22 protein-coding genes are annotated in these 24,139 nt (G+C 72.0%); 19 read left to right on the top strand and 3 right to left on the bottom strand.

The window, feature by feature from the left end:
- Window positions 1-138: 138 nt before the first annotated feature.
- The 4 genes from leuS (at window position 139) to holA (ending at window position 7,015) form a co-directional block, all read left to right on the top strand.
- Window positions 139-2,694, top strand: coding sequence for a leucine--tRNA ligase (gene leuS, locus DEI82_RS10815; RefSeq protein WP_111036761.1), 2,556 nt, complete (start codon window positions 139-141; stop codon window positions 2,692-2,694).
- A 102-nt stretch (window positions 2,695-2,796) separates the two neighbouring features.
- The gene (locus tag DEI82_RS10810; protein WP_111008659.1) at window positions 2,797-3,471 is read left to right on the top strand and encodes a ComEA family DNA-binding protein; all 675 of its coding nucleotides are present in this window, start codon (window positions 2,797-2,799) and stop codon (window positions 3,469-3,471) included.
- Window positions 3,468-6,083 carry a ComEC/Rec2 family competence protein gene (locus tag DEI82_RS10805; protein WP_111036760.1) on the top strand — a complete coding sequence of 872 codons (2,616 nt, stop codon included), beginning with the start codon at window positions 3,468-3,470 and terminating at the stop codon, window positions 6,081-6,083. The genes DEI82_RS10810 and DEI82_RS10805 overlap by 4 nt, the downstream gene beginning before the upstream one ends.
- Entirely contained in the window at window positions 5,996-7,015 is a 1,020-nt protein-coding gene (gene holA, locus DEI82_RS10800; protein ID WP_111012609.1) for a DNA polymerase III subunit delta, read from the top strand. Before DEI82_RS10805 ends, holA begins: the two co-directional genes overlap by 88 nt.
- 224 nt (window positions 7,016-7,239) lie before the next feature.
- Here holA and rpsT read toward each other — a convergent pair whose 3' ends face one another.
- Complete coding sequence (gene rpsT, locus DEI82_RS10795) at window positions 7,240-7,500, bottom strand: 30S ribosomal protein S20 (RefSeq protein ID WP_111008662.1); 261 nt, start codon at window positions 7,498-7,500, stop codon at window positions 7,240-7,242.
- A 169-nt stretch (window positions 7,501-7,669) separates the two neighbouring features.
- On the opposite strand from rpsT, the gene DEI82_RS10790 reads away from it, so the two are divergent.
- From DEI82_RS10790 to DEI82_RS10775, 4 genes are all read left to right on the top strand, one after another.
- A complete protein-coding gene (locus DEI82_RS10790; protein ID WP_111036759.1) occupies window positions 7,670-8,812 on the top strand; it encodes a pyridoxal phosphate-dependent aminotransferase in 1,143 nt (380 codons plus the stop codon).
- 118 nt (window positions 8,813-8,930) lie between these two features.
- The gene (lepA, locus tag DEI82_RS10785) at window positions 8,931-10,787 is read left to right on the top strand and encodes a translation elongation factor 4 (RefSeq protein ID WP_111008664.1); all 1,857 of its coding nucleotides are present in this window, start codon (window positions 8,931-8,933) and stop codon (window positions 10,785-10,787) included.
- Window positions 10,784-11,470, top strand: coding sequence for a DUF1990 family protein (locus tag DEI82_RS10780; RefSeq protein WP_220037268.1), 687 nt, complete (start codon window positions 10,784-10,786; stop codon window positions 11,468-11,470). Before lepA ends, DEI82_RS10780 begins: the two co-directional genes overlap by 4 nt.
- Window positions 11,467-12,120 (top strand): DUF1990 family protein, encoded by a 654-nt coding sequence (locus DEI82_RS10775; protein ID WP_111036758.1) that lies wholly within the window; start codon window positions 11,467-11,469, stop codon window positions 12,118-12,120. The genes DEI82_RS10780 and DEI82_RS10775 overlap by 4 nt, the downstream gene beginning before the upstream one ends.
- A 19-nt stretch (window positions 12,121-12,139) precedes the next feature.
- Here the strand turns inward: DEI82_RS10775 and DEI82_RS10770 are convergent, their stop codons facing one another.
- Window positions 12,140-12,874 carry an HAD family hydrolase gene (locus DEI82_RS10770; RefSeq protein WP_111036757.1) on the bottom strand — a complete coding sequence of 245 codons (735 nt, stop codon included), beginning with the start codon at window positions 12,872-12,874 and terminating at the stop codon, window positions 12,140-12,142.
- A gap of 82 nt (window positions 12,875-12,956) precedes the next feature.
- Here DEI82_RS10770 and hemW point away from each other — a divergent pair, with 82 nt between their 5' ends.
- A complete protein-coding gene (hemW, locus tag DEI82_RS10765) occupies window positions 12,957-14,174 on the top strand; it encodes a radical SAM family heme chaperone HemW (RefSeq protein ID WP_181435186.1) in 1,218 nt (405 codons plus the stop codon).
- A gap of 75 nt (window positions 14,175-14,249) precedes the next feature.
- Here hemW and DEI82_RS10760 read toward each other — a convergent pair whose 3' ends face one another.
- A complete protein-coding gene (locus DEI82_RS10760) occupies window positions 14,250-14,657 on the bottom strand; it encodes a DUF4870 domain-containing protein (RefSeq protein ID WP_111008669.1) in 408 nt (135 codons plus the stop codon).
- A 175-nt stretch (window positions 14,658-14,832) separates the two neighbouring features.
- Between DEI82_RS10760 and hrcA the strand changes: the two genes are divergently transcribed.
- The 10 genes from hrcA (at window position 14,833) to DEI82_RS10710 (ending at window position 24,119) form a co-directional block, all read left to right on the top strand.
- Window positions 14,833-15,870, top strand: coding sequence for a heat-inducible transcriptional repressor HrcA (hrcA, locus tag DEI82_RS10755; RefSeq protein WP_111008670.1), 1,038 nt, complete (start codon window positions 14,833-14,835; stop codon window positions 15,868-15,870).
- 80 nt (window positions 15,871-15,950) lie between these two features.
- Window positions 15,951-17,066 (top strand): molecular chaperone DnaJ, encoded by a 1,116-nt coding sequence (gene dnaJ, locus DEI82_RS10750; RefSeq protein ID WP_111008671.1) that lies wholly within the window; start codon window positions 15,951-15,953, stop codon window positions 17,064-17,066.
- Window positions 17,067-17,069: 3 nt separating this feature from the next.
- Entirely contained in the window at window positions 17,070-17,813 is a 744-nt protein-coding gene (locus tag DEI82_RS10745) for a 16S rRNA (uracil(1498)-N(3))-methyltransferase (RefSeq protein ID WP_111012606.1), read from the top strand.
- A gap of 88 nt (window positions 17,814-17,901) precedes the next feature.
- Complete coding sequence (locus DEI82_RS10740) at window positions 17,902-18,252, top strand: histidine triad nucleotide-binding protein (RefSeq protein WP_111008673.1); 351 nt, start codon at window positions 17,902-17,904, stop codon at window positions 18,250-18,252.
- On the top strand, window positions 18,242-19,384 hold the full coding sequence (locus DEI82_RS10735; RefSeq protein WP_258368408.1) for a PhoH family protein: 1,143 nt from the start codon (window positions 18,242-18,244) through the stop codon (window positions 19,382-19,384). Before DEI82_RS10740 ends, DEI82_RS10735 begins: the two co-directional genes overlap by 11 nt.
- Entirely contained in the window at window positions 19,381-19,842 is a 462-nt protein-coding gene (gene ybeY, locus DEI82_RS10730; RefSeq protein ID WP_111008674.1) for an rRNA maturation RNase YbeY, read from the top strand. Before DEI82_RS10735 ends, ybeY begins: the two co-directional genes overlap by 4 nt.
- The gene (locus tag DEI82_RS10725; protein WP_258370073.1) at window positions 19,839-21,167 is read left to right on the top strand and encodes a hemolysin family protein; all 1,329 of its coding nucleotides are present in this window, start codon (window positions 19,839-19,841) and stop codon (window positions 21,165-21,167) included. The genes ybeY and DEI82_RS10725 overlap by 4 nt, the downstream gene beginning before the upstream one ends.
- Window positions 21,164-22,093 (top strand): GTPase Era, encoded by a 930-nt coding sequence (era, locus tag DEI82_RS10720; protein WP_111008675.1) that lies wholly within the window; start codon window positions 21,164-21,166, stop codon window positions 22,091-22,093. Before DEI82_RS10725 ends, era begins: the two co-directional genes overlap by 4 nt.
- A 104-nt stretch (window positions 22,094-22,197) precedes the next feature.
- Complete coding sequence (locus DEI82_RS10715) at window positions 22,198-23,433, top strand: sensor histidine kinase (protein ID WP_181435185.1); 1,236 nt, start codon at window positions 22,198-22,200, stop codon at window positions 23,431-23,433.
- The gene (locus DEI82_RS10710) at window positions 23,430-24,119 is read left to right on the top strand and encodes a response regulator transcription factor (RefSeq protein ID WP_111012602.1); all 690 of its coding nucleotides are present in this window, start codon (window positions 23,430-23,432) and stop codon (window positions 24,117-24,119) included. Before DEI82_RS10715 ends, DEI82_RS10710 begins: the two co-directional genes overlap by 4 nt.
- Window positions 24,120-24,139: the final 20 nt, after the last annotated feature.

The following is a 24,139-nucleotide window of genomic DNA, read 5'->3' as shown; positions in this document are numbered from 1 at the left end:
CGACACGGGGACGGACGCCGGGCGAGTGCCCGGCATCCGTCCCCGTGCGGCGTGCGGCCCGGCTCGGTTCGGTACCCTTGATCGTCGGTCACCCGCTCGTGTGCGGTGGCCCGTCCCTCCCGACCGAATGAGAGTTCCGTGACCATCGAGCAACACGTCGAGGACCCGCACGCCTACGACCCCCGGCGCATCCAGGACAAGTGGCAGCGCATCTGGTCGGACCTCGGGCTCTTCACGACGGACCCGGAGGACCGCCGCCCGCGCAAGTACATCCTCGAGATGTTCCCGTACCCGTCCGGAGACCTGCACATGGGTCACGCCGAGAACTGGGCACTCGGCGACTTCGTCGCCCGGTACTGGCGGCAGCAGGGCTTCAACGTGCTGCACCCGATCGGGTGGGACTCGTTCGGCCTGCCCGCCGAGAACGCGGCCATCAAGCGCGGGATCGACCCCCGCGCCTGGACGTACGCGAACATCGAACAACAGAAGGCCTCGTTCAAGCGCTACGCCCCGTCCTTCGACTGGACGCGCGAGCTGCACACGTCGGACCCCGAGTACTACAAGTGGAACCAGTGGCTGTTCCTCAAGATGTACGAGAAGGGCCTGGCGTACCGGAAGGACAGCTGGGTCAACTGGGACCCGGTGGACCAGACCGTCCTGGCGAACGAGCAGGTGTTGCCGGACGGCACGTCCGACCGCTCGGGCGCCGTGGTCGTCAAGAAGAAGTTGACGCAGTGGTACTTCCGGATCACGGACTACGCGGACCGGTTGCTCGACGACCTCAACCAGCTCGAGGGCACCTGGCCGGCGAAGGTCATCGCCATGCAGCGCAACTGGATCGGTCGATCCGTCGGCGCCGACGTCGACTTCGTGATCGAGGGGCGGGAGGAACCCGTCACCGTCTTCACGACGCGACCCGACACGGTCTTCGGCGTCACGTTCCTCGTCGTCGCCCCGGACAGTGACCTCGCCGCCGAACTCGTCGCGTCGTCGGACGACGCGACCCGGGCGGCCTTCGCCGAGTACCTGACCGAGACCCAGGCGACGAGCGAGATCGACCGGCAGAACGCCGACCGGCCGAAGACCGGTGTCCCGCTCAACCGGTTCGCCCTGCATCCGGTCACGGGGGAGCGCCTGCCCATCTGGGCGGCCGACTACGTGCTCGCGGACTACGGCCACGGTGCGGTCATGGCGGTGCCGGCCCACGACCAACGCGACCTCGACTTCGCACGCGTGTTCGGCCTCCCGGTCAAGGTGGTCGTCGACACGAACGCGGCCGTCACCGGTGCCCTCCCGGTGATCCCCGAGGGCGCGACCCTCGAGGACTTCGACCTGCCGCCGCTCGACCCGGCATCGACCGGTGTCGCGCTGACCGGACAGGGGCGGATGATCGCGTCCGGACCGCTCGACGGCATGAGCAAGCAGCACGCGATCCAGGCTGCGATCCGGCTGCTCTCGGAGAAGGGCACCGGTCGCGCCGCCAAGACGTACCGACTGCGCGACTGGCTCATCTCCCGCCAGCGGTACTGGGGCACGCCGATCCCGATCATCCACGGCGACGACGGCACCGAGTACCCGGTGCCCGAGGACCAGCTCCCCGTGCTGCTCCCGCCGAGCGAGGGACTCGACCTCAAGCCGAAGGGCACGAGCCCGCTCGGCGGCGCCGAGGACTGGGTGAACGTGCCGAACCCGGTGGACGGCACTCCTGCCAAGCGGGACGCCGACACGATGGACACCTTCGTGGACTCGTCGTGGTACTTCCTGCGGTTCCTGAGCCCGAACGACGACACCCAGGCGTTCGACCCGGCCGAGGCGCGCAAGTGGGCGCCAGTCGACCAGTACATCGGCGGTGTCGAGCACGCGATCCTGCACCTGCTCTACGCGCGGTTCGTCACGAAGGTCCTGTTCGACCTCGGGTACATCGACTTCACCGAGCCCTTCAACGCGCTGCTCAACCAGGGCATGGTGCTGTCCGGCGGGTCGAAGATGTCGAAGTCGAAGGGCGGCGTCAGCCTCGGGGACGAGCTCGACGCGCACGGGGTCGACGCCATCCGTCTGGTGATGGGCTTCGCCGGTCCGCCGGAGGACGACATCAACTGGGAGGACGTCTCGCCCGCCGCGAGCGCGCGCTTCCTCGCTCGCGCCTACCGCCTGGCGGTGGACGTGACGTCGGCTCCGAACGCGGTGTGGGCCGAGGGTGACCGTGCGCTGCGCCGCGTCACCCACCGGTTCCTCGCCGACGCGCCCGGTCTCATGGAGTCCTTCAAGTTCAACGTCGTCATCGCGCGGCTCATGGACCTGGTCAACGTCACGCGCAAGGCCATCGACTCGGGTGCCGGGCCGGCAGACCCCGCGGTGCGCGAGGCCACCGAGACCGTCGCGCTCGGTCTGAGTGTCTTCGCGCCGTACACCGGCGAGGAGATGTGGGAGCGGCTCGGGTACGAGCCGTCGGTGGCGACACACGGTTGGCGGAAGGCCGATCCCACCCTGCTCGTGCAGGAGAGCGTCACGGCGGTCGTGCAGGTCAACGGCAAGGTGCGCGACACGTTCGAGGTGCCGCCGTCGATCGACGCGGACGCCCTGGAGGCGCTGGCCCGGTCCTCCGCATCGGTGCAGCGGTTCATCGGTGAGCGCGAGATCGTCAAGGTGATCGTCCGCGCGCCGAAGCTGGTCAACATCGCGATCCGGGGCTGACTGCCCTCCGCGCCCTCCTCCACAATGGCCCCGCTGGGGCGTCCCGACACAGGACGCACCGGCGGGGCCGTTCGGCGTCGGGAGCGCCCCTAGCGTCGGAGCATGACGGGAGACGAGTTCGACGACACCGCACCGGTCCGCACCTGGATCCGGCCGCGCGCCCTCGTGGTCGTCGCCATCGCCGTGACGGTCGTGGCGCTCGTGCTGTTGGCGGTGGGCGCACTGACCGACCACGCCACGACGGTCCAGCGCTCCGCCGATGCGGTCTCGGTGTCGGCGCCCGCCACGGCGTCCACGGGAGTGGTCCCCCCAGCGGCGACGCCCGCGACCGTCGTCGTCCACGTGCTCGGGGCCGTCGCCACGCCGGGCCTCGTCGAGCTCCCGGTCGGTGCCCGCGTCGACGACGCGGTCACCGAGGCCGGCGGGGCGGCCGACCACGCAGACCTGAGCCGGGTGAACCTCGCCCGGCCGCTGGTGGACGGCGAGCAACTGTACGTGCCGCGTGACGGCGAGGACGACGTCCCCGAGGCTCCGGGACCCGTCGTGGGGGGCGGGAGTGCGTCCGTCGGTGGTGGGGAGGGCCCGACCCTGGTGGACCTCAACACCGCCGATGCCACCGCCCTGGAGACCCTGCCCGGCATCGGACCGGCGCTCGCCGACCGGATCGTCGCGTGGCGGACCGAGCACGGTCGGTTCTCGAGCGTCGAGGACCTGCTCGACGTCAGCGGGATCGGTGACGCGACCTTCGCGGACCTCCGGGACCGGGTGCGGGTGTGACGTCGCTCGGTGCGCCACGTCCCGATCTCCGCCTCGTCGTGCCGGTGGCCGTGGCCTGGGTGGTCGCGGTGGTCCTGGTCGCCAGTCCCGCGCACGCGGTCCCGGTCGCCGTGGCCGCGGGAGTCGCCGCGGCCACAGCGGTCCTGGTCGTCCTCCGGGGGGTCCGTCGCGGGCGGACGGGCCCACCCCGAGCGCACAGCGGACCGCTCGGCGTCGTCGGCCTCGTCGCGCCCACCCTGCTGCTCGTGGCCCTCGTCGCGGTCGCCGTCGACGTGCGTGACGCCGTCCGGCGTCCGGAAGCCATCCGAGCGATCGACGACGGGGCGGCCGTGGTCGCCGAGGTCGTGCTCGAGCGCGACGGCGAACCGGGTGAGCGAACGGTCCCCGGGCGCCTCGTCCGGATGGAACACCGCGCGGGTGGCGAGACGAGCACGACCACCGGCCTCCGCGTTCCCGCCCGCGTGGTCCTCGCGGAGCCGGGCTCGACGGAGCACGGCCCGGGTGCCAGCGACGTCGCCGTCCCACTCGTCGCGGGTGCCACGGTGCGTGTGCAGGCGGAGCTGGTCGCCGGGACGCCGGGTGCGACCGCGTCCGTCCTGCTCTTCACCCGGGGCGACCCCGAGGTCGTCCACGCTCCCGCGGCGCTGCTCCTGGCCAGCACGATCGCCCGCCGCGCGTTCGCCGAGGTCACCGGGAGACTGCCCGGCCCCGGATCCGGCCTGTTGCGCGGGCTCGCGATCGGGGACCGGAGCGGTATCGACGACCGGACCGCGGATGCGATGGAGGTGACCGCACTGACGCACCTCACCGCCGTCTCCGGCTCGAACTGCGCGGTGCTCGTCGGACTCGTGATGCTCGTCGGCCGGGCCGCACGCGCCCCGCGGCTGGCGCGTGTCGTGGTCTCGGTCGTCGTGCTCGGCGCATTCGTCCTGCTCGTGCGGCCGGATCCGAGCATCGTGCGCGCGACGATCATGGCGGTCGTCGTGCTCGTCGTGCACCTGCGTGGACGACCCGTGCAGGGCGCACCGCTCGTGGCGCTGGCGACCATCGGCATGCTCGTCGTCGACCCGTGGCTCGCCCGGTCCTTCGGGTTCGCGCTCTCCGTCCTGGCCACCGCGGGGGTCGTGGTGGTCGCCCCGGTCCTGGCGTCGCGTCTCGCCGGACGACTCGGACCCGTGGTCGCGGCGTCGCTCGCGGTACCGGTCGCGGCGCAGGCCGCGTGCTGGCCCGTCACCGTGGTGCTCGCGCCGTCCATCCCGACGTACGCCGTGCTCACGAACCTGGTCACGGAGCCGTTGGCTCCCGTCGCGACCGTCCTCGGGCTGGCGGCGTGCGCGCTCGCGCCCATCTGGTCGACCGGTGCCTGGTTCCTCGCGGCCGCCGCGTGGGCACCCGCCGCGGTCATCGCCGTCGTCGCGCGGGCGGCCGCGGCACTCCCGTTCGCGGTGGTCCCCTGGCCGGCCGGTCCGTTCGGCGCCGCGACGGCCGCACTGGTGAGCGCGGCGGTCGTGGCGGCCGTGTTCGTGCGCCGTGCTGCACGGGCGGTCCCCGTGGCCGCGGCGGTGGTGGTCGGGGTGATCGGCGTCTCGGTCGTCGTCGTGCCCGACGCCGTCGTCCGGGGGAGCGTCCCCGCCGACTGGTCGCTCGCGGCCTGCGACGTCGGCCAGGGCGACGCGGTCCTGGTGCGGCGGGACGATGCGGTCGCGCTCGTCGACACGGGCGACGAGCCGGAGCGGCTCGAGCGCTGCCTCGACCTGCTGGGGATCGACCGGATCGACCTCTTCGTGGCCTCGCACTACGACCGCGACCACGTGGGTGCGGTCGGGGTGGTAGCCGAGCGTGTCGGGACCGCCCTCGTCGGCCCGCTCGGTCGCGCGGCGGACGCCGACGTCGTCGCCACCCTGCGGCGCGCGGGTGCCGACGTGGTCACGGCGGGCGCAGGCACCGCCGGCACGCTCGGGGATCTGCCGTGGCGGGTGGTGTGGCCCCCTCCGTCGACCACCGAGGGCGGGAACGACGCGAGCGTCACGGTCCTGTTCGAGCCGTCCCGGCGTTGCTCCGACTGCCTGTCGTCGCTGTTCCTCGGCGACCTCGGCGAGGCGGCGCAGCGACGGCTGCTCGCCATGGTGACGGCAGCCGGAGGCTGGCCACCCGTCGACGTCGTCAAGGTCGCGCACCACGGCTCCGCCGACCAGGACCCGGCGCTGTACCGAGCGGTGTCGGCTCGGGTGGGCATCGTGAGCGTGGGTGCCGACAACCCCTACGGGCATCCCACCGACCGCGCGCTCGCGATGTTGGAGGCAGCGGGCACGGCGGCGCTCCGCACCGATCAGAACGGCACGATCGTGCTCTCGGCGTCGGGCGGCGACCTCCGGGTCTGGCGCGAGCGGCCCGACCGAGGCGATCCCACTACGGGGGTGTCGCCGGTCGCCCGTACACTGCTGGAGGTCGGTCGGGTCGGAGCCCGGCGTGGACCGGGTCGGGCACGGTCGGGTCCACCAACGTCCCGAGCGGGAGGCACACCATGGCGGCGAAGAGACCAGCGCGCGCAGCCGCGGCGATCGACCAGGTCCCGTGGTCGGCGATCCGGCCGGCACCGGTCGTCCTCGTGACGGGACCCGAGACCTTCCTCGCCGAACGAGCGATCACCTCGCTGCGCGATCTCCTGCTCGCCGAGGACCCCGCACTCGAGGTCCACGATCTCGAGGCCGACCAGTACGCGCCTGGGCTGCTCGCGACCCTCGCCAGCCCCTCGCTGTTCGGCGAACCCCGCCTCCTGCGCGTCGTCCAGGTCGAGAAGTGCACGGACGCGTTCATCACCGAGACCCTCTCCTACCTCCAGGCCCCGGCCGACGACGTCACGCTCGTGCTCCGGCATGGCGGCGGCGTCCGCGGGAAGAAACTGCTCGACGCGATCCGTGGCGGCACCGGCGGCGGGATCGAGGTCCAGTGTGACGAACTGAAGAAGGAGACCGACCGGATCGACTTCGTCCAGGCCGAGTTCCGCGCCGCGCGCCGGAAGATCAGCCCGTCCGCGGTCCGCACGCTCGTCGCGGCGTTCGCGGACGACCTCGCCGAACTCGCTGCCGCCTGTCGTCAGCTGCTCGCCGACGACGACCAGGAGATCACGGACCGGACGGTGGACCGGTACTACGGCGGCCGGGTCGAGACGAACGCCTTCAAGGTGGCCGACATCGCGCTCGCCGGTCGATCGGGGCCGGCCGTCGTGCAGCTCCGGCACGCCCTGGCGACCGGCGAGGCCCCCGTGCCGATCGTCGCGGCGTTCGCGAGCAAGATCCGCACGATGGCGAAGGTCAGTTCCTTCCGCGGGTCGAGCGGGCAGGCGGCATCGGCGCTCGGGCTGGCACCGTGGCAGGTGCAGCGGGCGCAGCGAGACGTCCAGGGCTGGAGCGAGGCCGGCCTCGCGAACGCGATCCTCAGCATCGCGGCCGCCGACACGGCGGTGAAGGGCGGGTCCCGCGACGCCCACTACGCGCTCGAGGTGATGGTCCGCGTCATCGCCCGCCGCGGTGAGGGGACATGACCGGGCCGGGCATGGTCCGCCGGGTGCTGATCCCGTAGGCCGGATCCGCCGGGTGCCGACCCCTGCGCAGTGCGGCCCCTGCGCAGCGCCGACCCCTGCGCAGTGCCGACCCCTGCGCCGTGCTGACCCCCAAGCCCGAGCTGCGCCGCGCCGGACACGCGGAACGCCCCCGGCACCGAGGTGTCGGGGGCGTTCGGCGAGGTGCGGCTCGGCCAGCGCTCAGATCAGAGCGCGGCGACCTTCTTCGAGATCGCGGACTTGCGGTTCGCGGCCTGGTTCTTGTGGATGACGCCCTTGCTCACGGCCTTGTCGAGCTTCTTCGTCGCGACGACGAGGGCGGCGGTGGCCTTGTCCTTGTCGCCGGCGGCGATGGCCTCGTTCGTGTGGCGGATGTACGTCTTGAGCTCGCTCTTGTAGGCCTTGTTGCGCTCCTGGGCCTTCAGGTTGGTCTTGATGCGCTTCATCTGCGACTTGATGTTCGCCATGCGGTTCTGCTTTCTGTGTGTCTCGGACGGGTGAACGCGATCACAGGGATAGAGGGTCCGATCGCGGATCGCGCTCCACCTGTGGGAGATGGAACACGCAAGCCAGCGAGCAATGTTACCAGGACCACGAGGAGCGATCAACGCGCCACCCCTCGACTAGCGTTGCGCCATGCCATCGCTCGCGCCGCACATCAGCACCGTGCCCGACTCCGGCATCCGGCGGATCTACGAGCAGGCTCTGCTCCTCGACGACGCCATCATGCTCGTGGTCGGCGAGCCCGACGTGCCCGTGGCCCGGCACATCGGCGACGCGGCGCGGCGCGCGTGGACCGAGGACCGGACCAACTACACGCCGAACGGCGGGATCGCGCCACTGCGGCGGGCCCTCCAGGAGAAGCTGTTCCGCGAGAACCGGATCGACGCCGAGATCGAGCAGGTCTGGGTGACCGTCGGGGCGACCCAGGCCCTGCACCAGGCGATGGCACTGCTGCTCGCGCCGGGCGACGAGGTCCTCGTGCCGGACCCCGGCTACACGACCTTCACCATGAACGCCCACATGCTCGGTGCGGTCCCGGTGCCGTACGAGCTGGCACCGGCGCACGGGTTCGAGCCGGACCTCGACGCCCTCGAGGCGAGCGTGACCGACCGCACGCGCGTGCTCCTGCTCAACTCGCCGTCGAACCCGCTCGGGTCGGTGGTCGGCGCGGAGACCGTGCAGCGGCTGCTCGCCTTCGCCCGTCGGCACGACCTCTGGGTCATCAGTGACGAGGTCTACGAGTACTTCACGTTCGGCGCGCGCCACGTCAGTCCCGCGTCCCTCGACGAGGACGACCGGGTGTTCAGCGTGTTCTCCCTGAGCAAGACGTACGCGATGACCGGCGTGCGCGTCGGGTACCTCGTCACGCCGAAGGGCATGGCGGGGACCATGCGGACGGTCCAGGAGGCCACGGTGAGCTGTGTCGCCGAACCCGACCAGTTCGCGGCCCTCGCGGCCATCGTCGGGGACCACTCGGCCGTCCAGGAGGCCCGTGACCACTACCGCGCGAACCTCGAGGTGGCGCGAGAGGTCCTCGACGCGAAGGGCATCACGTACAACGACCCCGAGGGCGCGTTCTACCTGTGGATCGACGTCGCGCACGCGACCGACGGGGACGTCGCGGCATGGGCGGAGCGGTTCCTGCTGGCGGAGCGCGTCGCGGTGGCGCCGGGCAGCGCGTTCGGGAGGGCCGGTGAGGGGTGGATCCGCGTGTGCTTGGCCGCGGACCCCGCGGTGCTCCGCGAGGGTCTCCGTCGTCTCCCGGACCCGCGCTGACGACCCTGCCGGCAGGGTCGCTCCCGTCCTCGCCGCGGTCGCCGCGGCCGGGTCTGGCCGCATCGGTCGGCTGCGCGTGGAACAATCGACCGATCCACCGCTCGACCTCAGAGGAACCGTGAGCCCACAAGCATCCGCACCACTCGAACCCGCGTCGACGGCGGCCGGGGCGATCCGCAACTTCTGCATCATCGCGCACATCGACCATGGCAAGTCGACGCTGGCCGACCGCATGCTGCAGATCACCGGCGTCGTCGAGGAGCGTGCGATGCGGGCGCAGTACCTCGACCGGATGGACATCGAGCGCGAGCGTGGGATCACCATCAAGTCGCAGGCCGTGCGCATGCCGTGGGAGCGTGACGGCCAGACGTTCGCCCTGAACATGATCGACACTCCAGGCCACGTCGACTTCTCGTACGAGGTGTCGCGGTCGCTCGCCGCGTGCGAGGGCGCGATCCTGCTCGTCGACGCCGCCCAGGGGATCGAGGCGCAGACCCTGGCCAACCTGTACCTCGCGCTCGAGAACGACCTCGAGATCATCCCGGTGCTCAACAAGATCGACCTGCCCGCCGCGGAGCCGGACAAGTACGCCGCCGAGCTGGCGCAGCTCATCGGCGGCGACCCGGCCGACGTCCTGCGCGTGAGCGGCAAGACCGGCGTGGGCGTGGCGGAGCTGCTCGACCGGGTCGTCGAACGCATCCCGGCGCCGGTCGGTCGCCTGGACGCCGAGCCGCGGGCGATGATCTTCGACTCGGTCTACGACAGCTACCGCGGTGTCGTCACCTACGTGCGCATGGTCGACGGGCGGATCAGCCCCCGCGAGAAGATCCAGATGATGTCGACCCGCACCACCCACGAGATCCTCGAGATCGGGGTGTCGAGCCCGGAGCCGGTACCGACGAAGGGCCTGGCGGTCGGCGAGGTCGGGTACCTCATCACCGGCGTCAAGGACGTCCGGCAGTCCAAGGTCGGCGACACCGTCACGAGCGCCGCGAGGCCCGCCACGGAGGCGCTGGCCGGGTATACCGACCCGAAGCCGATGGTGTTCTCGGGGCTGTACCCGATCGACGGCAGCGATTACCCGGACCTGCGCGAGGCACTCGACAAGCTGAAGCTGTCCGACGCCGCACTCGTCTACGAACCCGAGACCTCGGTCGCGCTCGGCTTCGGGTTCCGCTGCGGGTTCCTCGGGCTGTTGCACCTCGAGATCATCACGGAGCGGCTGTCCCGCGAGTTCGGACTCGACCTCATCACCACCGCGCCGAGTGTGGTCTACGAGGTCACGACCGAGGACAAGAAGACCGTCGAGGTCACGAACCCGTCGGAGTTCCCGTCGGGCAAGATCGCCAGCGTCAAGGAGCCCGTCGTCCGCGCGGCGATCCTGGCGCCGAAGGACTACGTGGGCGCGATCATGGACCTGTGCCAGTCGCGCCGCGGCACGATGCTCGGCATGGAGTACCTCGGCGAGGACCGCGTCGAGCTCCGGTACTCGATGCCGCTCGGTGAGATCGTGTTCGACTTCTTCGACCAGTTGAAGAGCCGCACGCAGGGGTACGCGAGCCTCGACTACGAGCCCATGGGGGACCAGGAGGCCGACCTCGTCAAGGTGGACATCCTGCTCCAGGGAGACCAGGTCGACGCCTTCAGCGCGATCGTCCACCGGGACAAGGCGTACGCGTACGGCGTGCTCATGACCGGTCGCCTGCGCGAACTCATCCCGCGGCAGCAGTTCGAGGTCCCGATCCAGGCCGCGATCGGTGCGCGCATCATCGCGCGCGAATCGATCCGTGCCATGCGCAAGGACGTCCTGGCGAAGTGCTACGGCGGTGACATCACCCGCAAGCGCAAGCTCCTCGAGAAGCAGAAGGAGGGCAAGAAGCGCATGAAGATGGTGGGTCGCGTCGAGGTCCCGCAAGAGGCGTTCATCGCTGCGCTCTCCGGTGACACCGAGGCCAAGGACGCCAAGAAGAAGTGACCGCCGACGGTCCGGGGAGCGCCCACGCCGCACGTGCCGGTGCTGACCGCGACGCCCTGACCTACGCGCCCGAGGGCGGATCGCTCGCCCCCGACCTGGTGACGGCCCCGCCAGCGGGGTACCGCGCACGGCAGGACGCCGCGCGGATCGGGCGCGGTCGTGCCTGCCACGACCGCACGGTCGACGCCGTGCTCCGCTGGGAGATCCAGGAGCGCGTCGGGATCCGGGTGGAACCGGAGGTCCGGGAGACCCAGGACCACCGGGAGACCCAGGACCACCGGGAGGCCCGGGAGGACCCGGACGGTCCGCACGACCCGTCCCGACCCGGGCGACCGCACCCGCGCCTCCGCGCCGGAGACCGTGCTGTCCTGCACATCCGCGCGTACGGCGTCACCACCCACGCGCCGGTCCGCGCCGTCCGCGTGGTCGACGAGGAGACCCGCGGCGGCTTCGCCTACGGCACCCGTCGCGGGCACCCCGAGTCGGGCGAGGTCGCGTTCCTCGTCGAGCACCGTCCCGATGACACGGTCTGGCTCGTCGTGCGGTCGTTCTCACGACCGGCGAACCGACTGTGGGCGCTGCTCTGGCCGTTCGTGCAGTGGAAGTCGCGGCGCACGACGGCGCGCTACCTGCGGGTCCTCGCCGGGGGGATCGATCCCACGCTCGGTACGATGGGCGGATGAGCACCCGCGGCAGCCACCGCCCCACCGCCCTGACCTACGGCGCCGTCGGGGCGACCCAGGCGCCGGACCTCATGACCTACCCGCCCGAGGGGTTCACGCCGAGCGAGTCCCGCACGCGCATCGGCCACGGCGACCAGCGGTTCGAGACGGCGTGGGTCCAGACCCTGACCTGGCAGATCCAGGAGCGCAGCGGCATCCGGGTCCGTGTGGAGGACGTCCCCGACGACGACGAGGTCGGCTACACCCCCGTCGAGTTCGACGACGAGGGTCGTCCGGTCACACCGGCCTCGATCGGCGGCGGGACGACAGAGCGGTTCGCGCCGGACGGCACGCCGTTGCTGACCGCGGGGACGACCGCGACGCTGACGATCCACGCGTACGGGCGGGTCGTGCACGCCCCGGTCCGCGTCGTCTCGGTGATCGACGAACCGGACCGCAAGGGCTTCGCGTACGGCACGCTCGAGGGGCACCCGGTGTCGGGCGAGGAGTCCTTCGTCGTCGAGCGCACCACGGACGGCTCGGTCTGGCTGCAGGTGCGGCAGTTCTCGCAGCCGTCATCGCGCGGGTGGCGGTTCCTCGGCCCGTTCCTCCGACGCCAGCAGCGGCGACTCGCCCAGGCCTACCTGCAGGCGTTGCTCGGTTCCGACTGAGGATCGCGCGCCGGGCCGTTCAGACCAGGGGCCGGAGCGCGGCGACGGCGTCCAGCAGGGTGTCGGCACCCTCCGCGCAGTCCGCGACGACCGCGACCGCGCTCGTCCTGCCGAGCTCGTCGACGTCGTGCACGCCGGTGGCGACCGCGATGAACGGGATGCCCGCCGCGTCGGCGGCGGTGCCGTCGCGGAGCGTGTCCCCGATGACCACCACCCGGTTCCCGCGGAGGTCCGCGGCCGCCCGGCGCGTCAGCGCCTGCCGCTCGACGTCCTCGTCCCCGAAGTACGAGTGCGCCCAGTCGAACGCGTCCGGGTCGAACCCGGCGCTGGCGAGCTTGAGGCGAGCCCGACCCGCGGAGTTCCCGGTGAGCAGCGCGGAGCGCCAGCCACGATCGGTCATGCGTTGCAGCAGGGCCATCACACCCGGCGCGGGCGTCCGCCGCTCACCCGACCGGTAGCGCTCCTCGGACAGGCGTTGCAGGTGTCCGCGGACGGTCTCGGACAGCTCCGGGTCGAGCCCGTGGGCCCGGAGGGCCTCGAGGATGATCCCGGCGTCGGTCCGGCCGTGCTGGTGTCCGACGAGCTGCTCGAGGTCCCGGCCCACGGTGCGCTCGAGCGCGAGGTGGTACAGGCTCCCGGGGACGGCGGCGTTCTCGACGAGGGTCCCGTCGACGTCCCAGAGGACGATGGTGCCGACGACGCTGTCGGCGCTGGGTTCCGGGTCCGTGCTCCCGGAGGTGGTGCTGTCGTGCATGGGACCATCATGGCGACCCCGTACCGGCCGCGCGACCGGTGGTGTGACCCGGGGACGGCGGCGCGGTGGGACAATGGAGTCCGTGCCCAGCGCCCTGCCGATCGCCGATCCCGCCCCCGCGGACGGCCTGATCGTCCCCTCGGCGGACGCGGGAGGCGTCCCGTTCGGCGTCTACGTGCACGTGCCGTTCTGCCGTGTCCGCTGCGGGTACTGCGACTTCAACACCTACACCGCGTCGGAACTGCGGGGCGTCCGGCGCGACGACTACGCGGGTCACGCGGTCCAGGAGATCCGGTTCGCGGCGTCCGTCCTCGACCGGTCGGGCGTCGCGCGTCGGCCGGTGTCCACGGTGTTCTTCGGCGGTGGGACCCCGACGATGCTGCCGGCGGACGACCTCGTGATGATCCTTCGCGCGATCGACGACACCTGGGGGATCCTCCCGGGTGCCGAGGTCACGACCGAGGCGAACCCGGACTCGGTCGACGCGGAGTCCCTGGCGACGCTGCGCCGCGGCGGGTTCTCGCGCGTGAGCTTCGGCATGCAGTCCGCGGTGCCCCACGTGCTCGCCACGCTCGACCGGACGCACGACCCGGAGCGGGTCCCGCTCGTGGTGGATGCGGCGCGGGCGGAGGGGCTCGACGTCAGCCTCGACCTCATCTACTCGACGCCGGGGGAGTCACTCGACGACTGGCGCCGTTCGCTCGACGCGGCGATCGCGTACGGGCCGGACCACCTGTCGGCCTACGCGCTCATCGTCGAGGACGACACGGCCATGGGGCGCGCCGTCGCGAAGGGGCTCCTGCCGGCGCCGGACGACGACCTGGCCGCCGACATGTACGAGGAGGCCGACGCACGTCTTGCTGCCGCCGGGTACAGCTGGTACGAGGTCTCGAACTGGGCCCGCGGTGCCGAGCACGCGAGCCGCCACAACCTGTCCTACTGGAAGGGCCACGACTGGTGGGGGGTGGGTCCGGGGGCGCACTCGGCCGTCGCCGGCACCCGATGGTGGAACGTCAAGCACCCGGCCGCGTACGCCGCGCGCGTGCTCGGGGGCGAATCACCGGCGGCCGGCCGCGAGACGCTCGACGACGAGACCCGGTACGTCGAGCGCGTCCTGCTCGCTGCGCGCGTGCGCGGCGAGCTGGCCACCGCGGAGCTCCGTCCCGAGGCGCGTGGGCGCGTCGCCGGGCTCATCGCGCGCGGACTCGTCGACGGCCGCGCCGCGCTGTCCGGGAGGCTCGACCTCACGCTGCGCGGGCGCCTGCTGGCTGACGCCGTGGTGCGGGAGCTGTTGGACTGACGGACCGCCGGGGGAGCGGCGGGCTGCTGGCGGGCCTCCCGGCCGTGTCCGCGGGCAGGTGACCGACGGTGGTCGTCAGGCGCGGATGAACTCGATGCTGAGCGGGTAGCGGTAGAACTGCCCGGCGTTGGCGCGCACGGCCGCGATGACGCCGAACACGACCTGGATCACGGCGACGGCGAACAGGATGAGGACGCCGATGCCGAGCCACGACGTGATGACGCCGACCGCGTACGCGATCGCCATCGTGAAGTGGAAGTTCAACGCGACCCGCGTGTGCTCGCGGACGAACGGTCCCCGGTCGCGCAGCACGAGGTACCCGACCAGCGGGACGACGAACTGGAAGAAGATCCCGCCGACGTGCACGAGGGTCGCCCAGAGGCGCTGGTCCTCGGGGCGCATCGGCTGCGGCGGCTGGTAGTGCCCCCACTGCTGTCCCCACTGCGGGTCCGGCTGCTGTCCGTAGGGCGGCGTCGTGCTCATGCCGGAAGCGTAACGGCTCGCTGTGACCGGTTCGAGGCCCGGTCGGTCGGAGGTTCGGCGTAGGATCAGCAGTCGGACCCGGAGAGTGCCAGCCCTGTGGCACAGCGGACGGTGCGACCACCGCCGGACCCTCTGGGCGCACATCGCGCACGAGTGGCAGGAGGGAGGGCGCGTCATGGTGTCGGAACGCAGTCTCGAGGTGCTCAAGGCGATCGTGCGCGACTACGTCGCGTCCCGCGAGCCCGTCGGATCCCGCTCCATCGTCGAGCGGCACGCGTTCGGGGTGTCGTCGGCGACGATCCGGAACGACATGGCCGCCCTCGAGGAAGAACAGCTCATCGTCGCCCCGCACACGTCGTCGGGGCGGGTGCCCACCGACAAGGGCTACCGCGTGTTCGTCAACCACCTGACCGAGGCCCGCCCGCTGTCGAGCGCCCAGCGGCACGCGATCGAGACCTTCCTCGGGCGGTCGAACGACCTCGACGAGGTCCTCGGTCGCACGGTACGTCTGCTCAGCCAGCTCACGAACCAGGTCGCGCTCGTGCAGTACCCCTCGATGATCCGCGCCCGGGTACGGCACGTCGAACTCGTCCGGCTCAGCGAGACCCGGTTCATGAGCGTGCTCATCACGGACACCGCACGCGTCGAGCAGCGCATCCTCGAGACCGATCTCCGCGTCGAGGACGACGCCCTCACCGAACTCCGCGCCGTGCTCGGCTCCGCGGCCGTCGGGCTGCTGCTGCAGGACGTCCCCCGGGTGCTGCTCGGCATCCCCGAACGCGTGCGCCCCGAGCTGCAGGGACTCGCCGCCGTCGTGGTCGCGGCACTCGTCGAGCAGGTCCGGGCCAACCGCCAGGACCGGCTCGTCATGGCGGGTGCGGCGAACCTCGCGAAGAGCGAGGACGACTTCGCCGGCGGCCTGTTCCCCGTGCTCGAGGCGATCGAGGAACAGGTGACCCTGCTCCGGCTCTTCGGCGAGATGCAGCTCGACGCGGTCGCCGTCGCCGCGAGCATCGGCGAGGAGAACGCCGCGTACCTCGGCACCGCCGGGGGACTCGACGCGACGAGCATCGTGGCCGGTGGGTACACCGCGGCCGGGGGCGAGGTCGCCCGGCTCGGCGTGCTCGGCCCGACCCGCATGGACTACGGCACGAACATGGCCGCCGTCCGGGCGGTGGCCAGGTACCTCTCGGGGCTCCTGGCCGACAATTGACCATCCGTCCGGACCGCCGGTCGTCCCGGATCGGGACCACCGTGCGGCGGACGCCGACCACTCCGACAGACTGAGGTGCTGTGGCAGACCACTACGAGGTCCTCGGCGTCGCACGCGACGCCGCCGACGCGGACATCAAGAAGGCGTACCGACGCCTGGCCCGGGAACTCCACCCGGACGTCAACCCGAGCCCGGAGGCGGCAGAGCGGTTCAAGGACGTCACCCACGCCTACGACGTCCTCAGCGACCCGGAGCAGCGGCGCCGCTACGACGCCGGTCCGCAGGACGGCACCTTCGGCGGCGGAGCCGGTGGCTTCGGCGACATCTTCGACGCCTTCTTCGGTGGTGGCGGTGGCGGATTCGGTGCGCGCGGCACCGGGCCACGGTCGCGCGCCGAGCGCGGCCAGGACGCCCTCCTGCGTGTCGAGGTCGACCTCGAGGAAGTCGTGTTCGGCACGCACAAGGACATCGAGGTCGACACGGCCGTGCTGTGCGAGACCTGCGGCGGCTCGTGCAGCGCGCCCGGGACCCACCCGGTGACCTGCGACATCTGCGGGGGCACCGGGCACGTGCAACGGACCGTCCGGTCGCTCCTCGGCAACGTGGTCACGAGCGCGCCCTGCGGCACCTGCCGCGGGTACGGGACTGTGATCCCGAACCCGTGCCCGACCTGCCAGGGCCAGGGCCGCGTGCGCGCCCGCCGGACGCTCCCCGTCGACATCCCCGCGGGCGTCGACTCCGGTCTGCGGCTGCAGATGCCCGGTCAGGGCGAGGTCGGGCCGGCGGGCGGACCCTCGGGCGACCTGTATCTCGAGGTCAAGGTGCGGCACCACGACGTGTACAGCCGCGACGGCGACGACCTCCTCGCGACACTCGAGGTGCAGATGACCGACGCGATCCTCGGCACGACGACGACCATCGACGGGCTCGACGGCCCGGTCGAGCTCGAGATCCGGCCGGGGGTGCAGAGCGCCGACGTCCTGACGATCAAGGACCGCGGGGTGACGCGACTGCGCGGTGGGGGTCGGGGCGACCTGCGCGTCGGCGTCCAGGTCGTCACGCCGACGAAGCTCTCGCACAAGGAACGCGGCCTCGTCGAACAACTCGCCAAGTCCCGGAAGGCGCCGGCGCCGCAGCTCGCCCGGTTCCAGCAGGGGCTCTTCGGCAAGCTCCGTGACCGCTTCTTCACCTTCTGATCCGTGGCGTCCCTGTACCTGGTCGACGACCTCGCCGGCGTCCGTCCCGGCGACGTCGTGTCGCTCGACGGTGCCGAGGGTCGGCACGCCGTCACGGTCGCGCGGATCCGCCAGGGCGAGGCGCTGCGGATCGGGGACGGTCGGGGCACCGTCGTCAGCGGCGCGGTGGCGGAGGTCGGCCGCGACGCGCTGACGCTCGCGGTCCGGTCCGTGGACGTCGAACCTGAGGGCTCGCCACGGCTCGTGCTCGTCCAGGCACTCGCGAAGGGCGGCCGTGACGAGATGGCGGTCCAGGCGGCGACCGAGATCGGCGTCGACGGCGTGGTGCCCTGGTCGGCTGCACGGAGCGTGTCCCGCTGGGAGGGTCCGAAGACCGAGAAGGGCCGTGCCCGCTGGGGCGCGATCGTCCGGGAGGCCGCGAAACAGTCGCTCCGGGCCCGGGTCCCCGACGTCGGACCGCTCGTCACGACCGCGACCCTGGCCGACGGGGCGGGCCTCCCGCCCTCGACGACGGTCCTCGTGCTCGATCCGCTCGCGGAGCAGCCGCTCAGTTCGGTGGCCGTTCCCGAGGGCGCGGGGGCGATCGCACTCGTCGTCGGTCCCGAGGGCGGCATCGCGGACCCCGAGTTCGACCGCCTCACCGACGCGGGCGCCACGCGGGTCCGGCTCGGTGCGTCGGTCCTCCGCACGAGCACCGCGGGGCCCGCGGCGCTCGCCGTGCTCCAGGCGCGGCTCGGCCGCTGGTGACGGCTGCCACCGTCGGGGTGCCCGGCGCAGCGCAAGCCCAGCGCGAACAGCTCGGAACGGTGTCGCCAGCACGCCCTACGATGGAGCGATGAGCACCTCGCCGAGCGTCTTCTCGCGGATCGTCGCGCGCGAGATCCCCGCCACCGTCGTCGCCGAGGACGACCGCCTCATCGCGATCGAGGACATCGCTCCGAAGGCGCCCGTCCACGTGCTCGTCGTCCCGAAGACCGAGCAGTACGCCACCGTGGCGGAGCTCGCGGCCGGCGACCCGTCGCTGCTCGCGGACCTCGTCGCGATGGCCCAGCGTGTCGCCGACGAGCGCGCGGGGGGCCAGTTCCGTCTCGTGTTCAACTCCGGTGCGTCCGCCGGACAGACCGTGTTCCACGTCCACGCCCACGTCCTCGCGGGCGACCTCCAGGAAGGCACCCTTGCCGGTTAGCAGCACCGCACACCCCGCATCCTCGTCCGACGAGCCCGAGGTCACCGTCGACCTCGCCGTGGACGGCATCGCCATGGTGCAACTCCTCGGGCCGCAGGACCGCCTGCTCCGCACGGTCGAGCGGCAGTACCCGACCGTCCGCGTGCTGGTCCGCGGCAACGAGGTCAGCCTCACCGGTCCGGAGCGCGACGTCGCACACGCCCGTGTCCTCGTCGACGAGCTCATCACCATGGTGCGTCGCGGCCAGGACATCGGACAGGCGGACGTCGCCACCTCCGCCCGCGTCATCGAGGACGACCGCCGGCCGACCGACCTGTTCGGCACCCCCATCGTGCAGAGCCGCGGCAAGTCCGTCCGGCCCAAGACGGACGGCCAGCGTGCCTACGTCGACGCGATCGACGAGAACACGATCACGTTCGGCATCGGACCGGCCGGCACGGGCAAGACCTACCTCGCCATGGCGAAGGCCGTGCAGGCGCTGCAGCGACGTGAGGTCAACCGGATCATCCTGACCCGCCCGGCGGTGGAGGCCGGTGAGAAGCTCGGGTTCCTGCCCGGCACGCTCACCGACAAGATCGACCCGTACCTCCGGCCGCTGTACGACGCCCTCAACGAGATGATGGACCCCGAGCTGGTCCCGAAGCTCCTGGCGTCCGGCACGGTCGAGGTCGCACCGCTCGCGTACATGCGTGGTCGCACGCTCAACGACTCGTTCGTGGTCCTCGACGAGGCGCAGAACACGACGCCCGAGCAGATGAAGATGTTCCTCACCCGGCTCGGCTTCGGCTCGAAGATGGTCGTCACCGGCGACATCACGCAGGTCGACCTGCCCGCGCAGGTGAGCGGTCTGCGGCTCGTGACCCAGATCCTCGACCAGGTCGACGACATCCACTTCGCGCGCCTGACGAGTGACGACGTCGTCCGTCACACGCTCGTCGGCCGCATCGTGGACGCCTACTCGCGCTACGACGAGGAGCGCCTCGCCGAGCAGGCGGGCGACCGACCGGGCGGTCGTGGCACTCCGTACCGGGGCAACCCCGACGGGACGAACCGCTCGGAGCGCCGTGGGCGACCGCCGCAGGACCGCCAGCAGAGCCCGTACCCGACCAGCGCCCGAGGAGGCAGCCGGTGAGCATCGAGCTGAACAACGAGTCCGGCGTCGAGGTCGACGAGGACGCCGTCCAACGTCTCGCGGCCTTCGCGCTCGATGCCATGCATGTCCACGCCGACGCCGAGCTCGCGATCGTGCTCGTGGACGAGGGCGCGATGGAACAGCTGCACGTCCAGTGGATGGACGAGCCCGGCCCGACCGACGTCCTGAGCTTCCCGATGGACGAACTCCGGCCGGGCACCGAGGACGACCCGACACCTCCCGGACTCCTCGGCGACATCGTGTTGTGTCCCCAGGTCGCGGCGGAGCAGGCGCGGACGGCCGGTCACTCGACGCTCGACGAACTCCTCCTCCTCACCTGCCACGGTGTGCTGCACCTGCTCGGCTTCGACCACGCCGAGCCGGACGAGAAGGCCGAGATGTTCGGGTTGCAGGGCGAGATCCTCAGCGCCTTCGCGGCGCAGCGTCGAGGCCGGTGACCCCGGTGCTCCTGGTCGCCGTGCTGCTCGCGGTGGCGGCCGCACTGGTCGTGCTCGGCGGTCTGCTCGCCGCCTCGGACGCCGCGTTGTCGGTGATGTCCCGAGCGGACCTCGACGAGATCGCCGAGCACAGCCGGTACCGCCGGGCCGTCGAGGCCATCTCGGACGACCCGGGAGCGCACCTCAACGCCCTCAACTTCTTCCGCGTCCTCGCCGAGACGGCGGCGGCCGTGCTCGTCACGGTCGCGCTCGTGCGCGTCTTCGCGGTCTGGTGGGTCGCGCTGCTCGTCTCGGCGGCGGTCATGACGGCCGTCTCCTTCGTCCTCGTGGGGTCGAGTCCGCGGAGCGTCGGCCGTGCCCACGCCGGCCAGCTCATCGCGTGGACGGGCGGCCTCGTGCACGCGGTCCGCATCGTGCTCGGGCCGCTCGCGACCGTCCTCGTCGCGATCGGGGACCGCGTGACCCCGGGGCGGAGCGGAGGGTCGAGCGTCGCGACGGAGGAGCAGCTGCTCAGCATCGTCGACGAGGCGGCCGAGAGCAACGTGCTCGAGGCGGACGACCGCGAGCTCATCCACTCGGTGTTCGAGTTCAGCGACACGCTCGTCCGCGAGGTCATGGTCCCGCGCACGGACATGACGACCGTCGACGTCGACGACACCCTCGCCACCGTGATGGAGCGGTCGCTGCGGTCGGGGGTGTCCCGCATGCCGGTCATCGGCCGTGACAGCGACGACGTCCTCGGGGTCGTCCACCTGCGCGACGTCGCCCGCGCCCTGTACGAGCGCGCGGGATCCGCCACCGCTGACGTCACGACCGTGTTGCGTCCCGCCGAGTTCGTGCCGGAGTCGAAACCGGCGGACGAGACCCTCCGGTTCATGCAGGCGGTGAAGAACCACCTGCTCCTCGTGGTGGACGAGTACGGCGGCGTCGCGGGACTCGTCACCATGGAGGACCTCATCGAGGAACTCGTGGGAGACATCTCGGACGAGTACGACCGCACCGTCGTGGACCGCACCGAGATCCGCCCGGGCGTCTGGCGCATCTCGGCACGGCTTCCGGTCGACGAGCTCGGCGACCTCTTCGGGATGGAGCTCGACGACGACGACGTCGACACGGCGGGTGGCCTGCTCGTCAAGGAGCTCGGCCAGCTGGCCACCGCGGGGGACACCGCCACGGTGTCCGGCGTCGAGCTCACCGCGGAGCGGGTGGAAGGCCGACGTCGCGACCTGGTCACCCTGCTCGTCGAGCGGGCACCGACGCCGGACGACGCCCCGGCACTCGACGACGAACCGACCCCCACGACGACGGGACACCACACCGCATGACCACCACCGGATCCACCAGCGATGCCGCCGGGACCCCCTTCCGGGCCGGGTTCGTCTCGTTCGTCGGCCGCCCGAACGTGGGCAAGTCGACCCTGACGAACGCCCTCGTCGGCGAGAAGGTCGCCATCACCTCCTCGAAGCCCCAGACCACCCGACGCGCGATCCGCGGCGTCGTGCACCGGCCCGACGGGCAGGTCGTGATCGTCGACACGCCCGGGGTCCACCGGCCCCGGACGCTGCTCGGGGAGCGCCTCAACGACCTCGTGCAGGCGACCCTCGGTGACGTCGACGTCATCGGGTTCTGCGTGCCCGCGAACGAGCCGATCGGTCCCGGCGACCGGTTCATCAACGCGCAGCTCGACGCCCACCCGCGCGCGCGCACGATCGCGATCGTCACGAAGACCGACCGCGCCTCACGTGAGCAGGTGGCGGCGCAACTGCTCGCGGTGTCCGAACTGCGCGACTGGGACGCGATCGTGCCGACGTCGGGGATCCGCGGCACCCAGCTCGACGAACTCCTGGACGAGGTCGTGCGGCTGCTGCCGGAGTCGCCCGCGCTCTACGACGCCGAGACCGTGACCGAGGAGACCGCGAGCGACCGCGTCGCCGAGCTCGTCCGCGAGGCCGCGCTCGAGGGCGTCCGCGACGAACTGCCGCACTCCCTCGCGGTGGTGATCGACGACATGGTCGAGCGGGACGACGAGGACGACGACACGCTCGACGTGTACGTGAACCTCTTCGTCGAGCGGGACAGCCAGAAGGCGATCGTCATCGGGCGCGGGGGTGAACGCCTGCGGGACGTCGGCTCCCGGGCGCGCGCGGAGATCGAGCGGCTCCTCGGGCGACACGTCTACTTGAACATCCGGGTGAAGGTCGCCAAGGAGTGGCAGCGCGACCCCAAGCAGCTCGGTCGTCTCGGGTTCTGATCGCCAGTCCGGCGTCATCCGATCGGATGACGCCGGAGCGCCTCGCGGGGGACTTCCCGGACGACGGGTGCGTGGCGCCGGTCAGCGGCCGTAGCGTTGTCGGCGTGTTCCGGACCATGCTGCGCAGCCAGATGGCGTTCGACGTCGTGCTGGCGCTCGTCGCGGCGGTCGTCGCGGTCCTGGGCGGCGACCGGTGGTCGGGTCTGACCTGGCTGCTCGGCGGGTTGTTCGGACTCGCCCTGGCGCTCCGACGACTCGCGCCCGGGCGTGGGCTCGCCATCGCGTGGGTGGGCGCACTCGTCCAGATGTACGTCAGCGCGAACGTCGCCGTCGCCGACCTCATGATCCCCGGTGTGCTCTACGGGACGGCCCTCTACGGCTCACCCCGGGTGCGTCGGTTCGGCCTCACGTCGGCGCTGGTGGGGTCCGTGGTCGGCGCGCTGTACCTGACGGTCAAGGAGTACCTCCAGCGATACGACCTCGTCGGCTCGCTCATCGAGCACCCCACGCAGCTCGTGCGCGAGGCGGCGCAGGGCACGGGCTACTTCGTCGTCATCGTGGCGTTGCTCGTCCTGCCGTGGCTCGCGGGCGCGGTGGCCCGCGCCCGCGGCGTGGCGCGCGTCAGTCTCGAGGCCCAACTCCTCGCCGAGCGCGACGCGGCCCGTTCGGACCGAGCCGTGGCGGTCGAGCAGGAACGGGTGCGCATCGCCCGCGAGATGCACGACATCGTGGCGCACTCGCTCGCGGTCGTGATCGCTCAGGCCGACGGCGCCCGCTACGCGATGCGGTCCTCCCCGGAGAGCGCGGACGCCGCGCTGGCGACGATCGGCGCGACCGCCCGCCGTGCCCTCGGCGACGTCCGTGAGCTCCTCGGTGCACTGCGGCACGACGAGGCGCCGGGTCCGACGCCGGCCCTCGACGACATCGAGCAGCTCGTGCGGGACATGCGGCAGGTCGGCCTGGACGTCCAGGTCGAGCGCGCGGGCGAACCCGAGCACCTGCCCACCACATCGCAGCTCGCCGTCTACCGCGTCGTGCAAGAGGGCCTGACGAACGCGTTGAAGCACGGCGACCGGAGCGGACCCGTCCGTCTCGTGCTGCGGTACGCTCCCGACCACGTCGAGGTCGCCGTGGCGAACCGGCTCCCGCCCGAGGGCCACGGCGGCCAGGGCGTCGGGCACGGTCTGGTCGGGATGCGGGAGCGCGCGGCGTTGTCCGGCGGGACGATGTCCGCGGGGCCGACCAACGGTGAGTTCCGGGTGGCCGTCCGGCTGCCCACCGCCGGGAGCACCGGGGCCGTCCCGCTGCCCCGACATGGCCGAGAGGAAGGCGCACGATGACCGCACCGATCCGGGTCGCTCTGGTCGACGACCAGGCGCTGTTCCGCACGGGCATCACGATGCTCGTCGAGTCGCAACCCGACCTGCTGTTCGTCGGTGAGGCGGGCGACGGCGCCGCCGGGGTCGAGCTCGTCCGACGGACGCGGCCCGACGTCGTGCTCATGGACGTCCGGATGCCGGTCATGGACGGCATCACGGCGACCGCCCGCATCGTCGAGGCGCGTGCCCAGGGTGCCGGCCCGCAGGTGCTCGTGCTCACGACCTTCGACTTCGACGAGGCGGCGGCGCGGGCGATCCGTGCCGGTGCGAGCGGCTTCGTGCTCAAGGACGCCGACCCGGAGTTCCTGCTCGCGGCGATCCGGACCGTGCACGCAGGAACGACGGTGTTCGCGGCGGCGGCCACGCGCGACCTGTTGCGCCGGTTCCAGGAACGGTCCGCCCCGCCGGCACCTCCGGCTGCCTTCGCCGACCTGACCCCGCGGGAACGCGAGGTCTTCGACCTCGCCGCGCGTGGGTTGAGCAACGCGGAGATCGCCCGGCACGAGTTCGTCAGCGAGGCGACCGTGAAGACCCACGTCTCCCGTGTCCTCGGGAAGCTCGGGCTCCGCGACCGCGTGCGCCTCGTCGTGTTCGCGCACGAGCACGGCCTGGTCCCTCGAGAGCCGTCGGATCAGCCGCGAGGATGACGGGCGCGCGCCGCGGGACG

The sequence above is a fragment of the Curtobacterium sp. MCBD17_019 genome (genome assembly GCF_003234555.1).
GTDB lineage: Bacteria > Actinomycetota > Actinomycetes > Actinomycetales > Microbacteriaceae > Curtobacterium.
Note: the sequence above shows the minus strand (reverse complement) of the source record. Positions and strands in the feature narration are given on the sequence as shown.

Coding starts and splice junctions, on each gene's coding strand:
- DEI82_RS10810 (WP_111008659.1), top strand. CDS start 2,797: ATGACGGGAGACGAGTTCGACGACACCGCACCGGTCCGCACCTGGATC.
- holA (WP_111012609.1), top strand. CDS start 5,996: ATGGCGGCGAAGAGACCAGCGCGCGCAGCCGCGGCGATCGACCAGGTC.
- rpsT (WP_111008662.1), bottom strand. CDS start 7,500: ATGGCGAACATCAAGTCGCAGATGAAGCGCATCAAGACCAACCTGAAG.
- DEI82_RS10790 (WP_111036759.1), top strand. CDS start 7,670: ATGCCATCGCTCGCGCCGCACATCAGCACCGTGCCCGACTCCGGCATC.
- DEI82_RS10775 (WP_111036758.1), top strand. CDS start 11,467: ATGAGCACCCGCGGCAGCCACCGCCCCACCGCCCTGACCTACGGCGCC.
- DEI82_RS10770 (WP_111036757.1), bottom strand. CDS start 12,874: ATGCACGACAGCACCACCTCCGGGAGCACGGACCCGGAACCCAGCGCC.
- DEI82_RS10760 (WP_111008669.1), bottom strand. CDS start 14,657: ATGAGCACGACGCCGCCCTACGGACAGCAGCCGGACCCGCAGTGGGGA.
- hrcA (WP_111008670.1), top strand. CDS start 14,833: ATGGTGTCGGAACGCAGTCTCGAGGTGCTCAAGGCGATCGTGCGCGAC.
- DEI82_RS10740 (WP_111008673.1), top strand. CDS start 17,902: ATGAGCACCTCGCCGAGCGTCTTCTCGCGGATCGTCGCGCGCGAGATC.
- era (WP_111008675.1), top strand. CDS start 21,164: ATGACCACCACCGGATCCACCAGCGATGCCGCCGGGACCCCCTTCCGG.
- DEI82_RS10710 (WP_111012602.1), top strand. CDS start 23,430: ATGACCGCACCGATCCGGGTCGCTCTGGTCGACGACCAGGCGCTGTTC.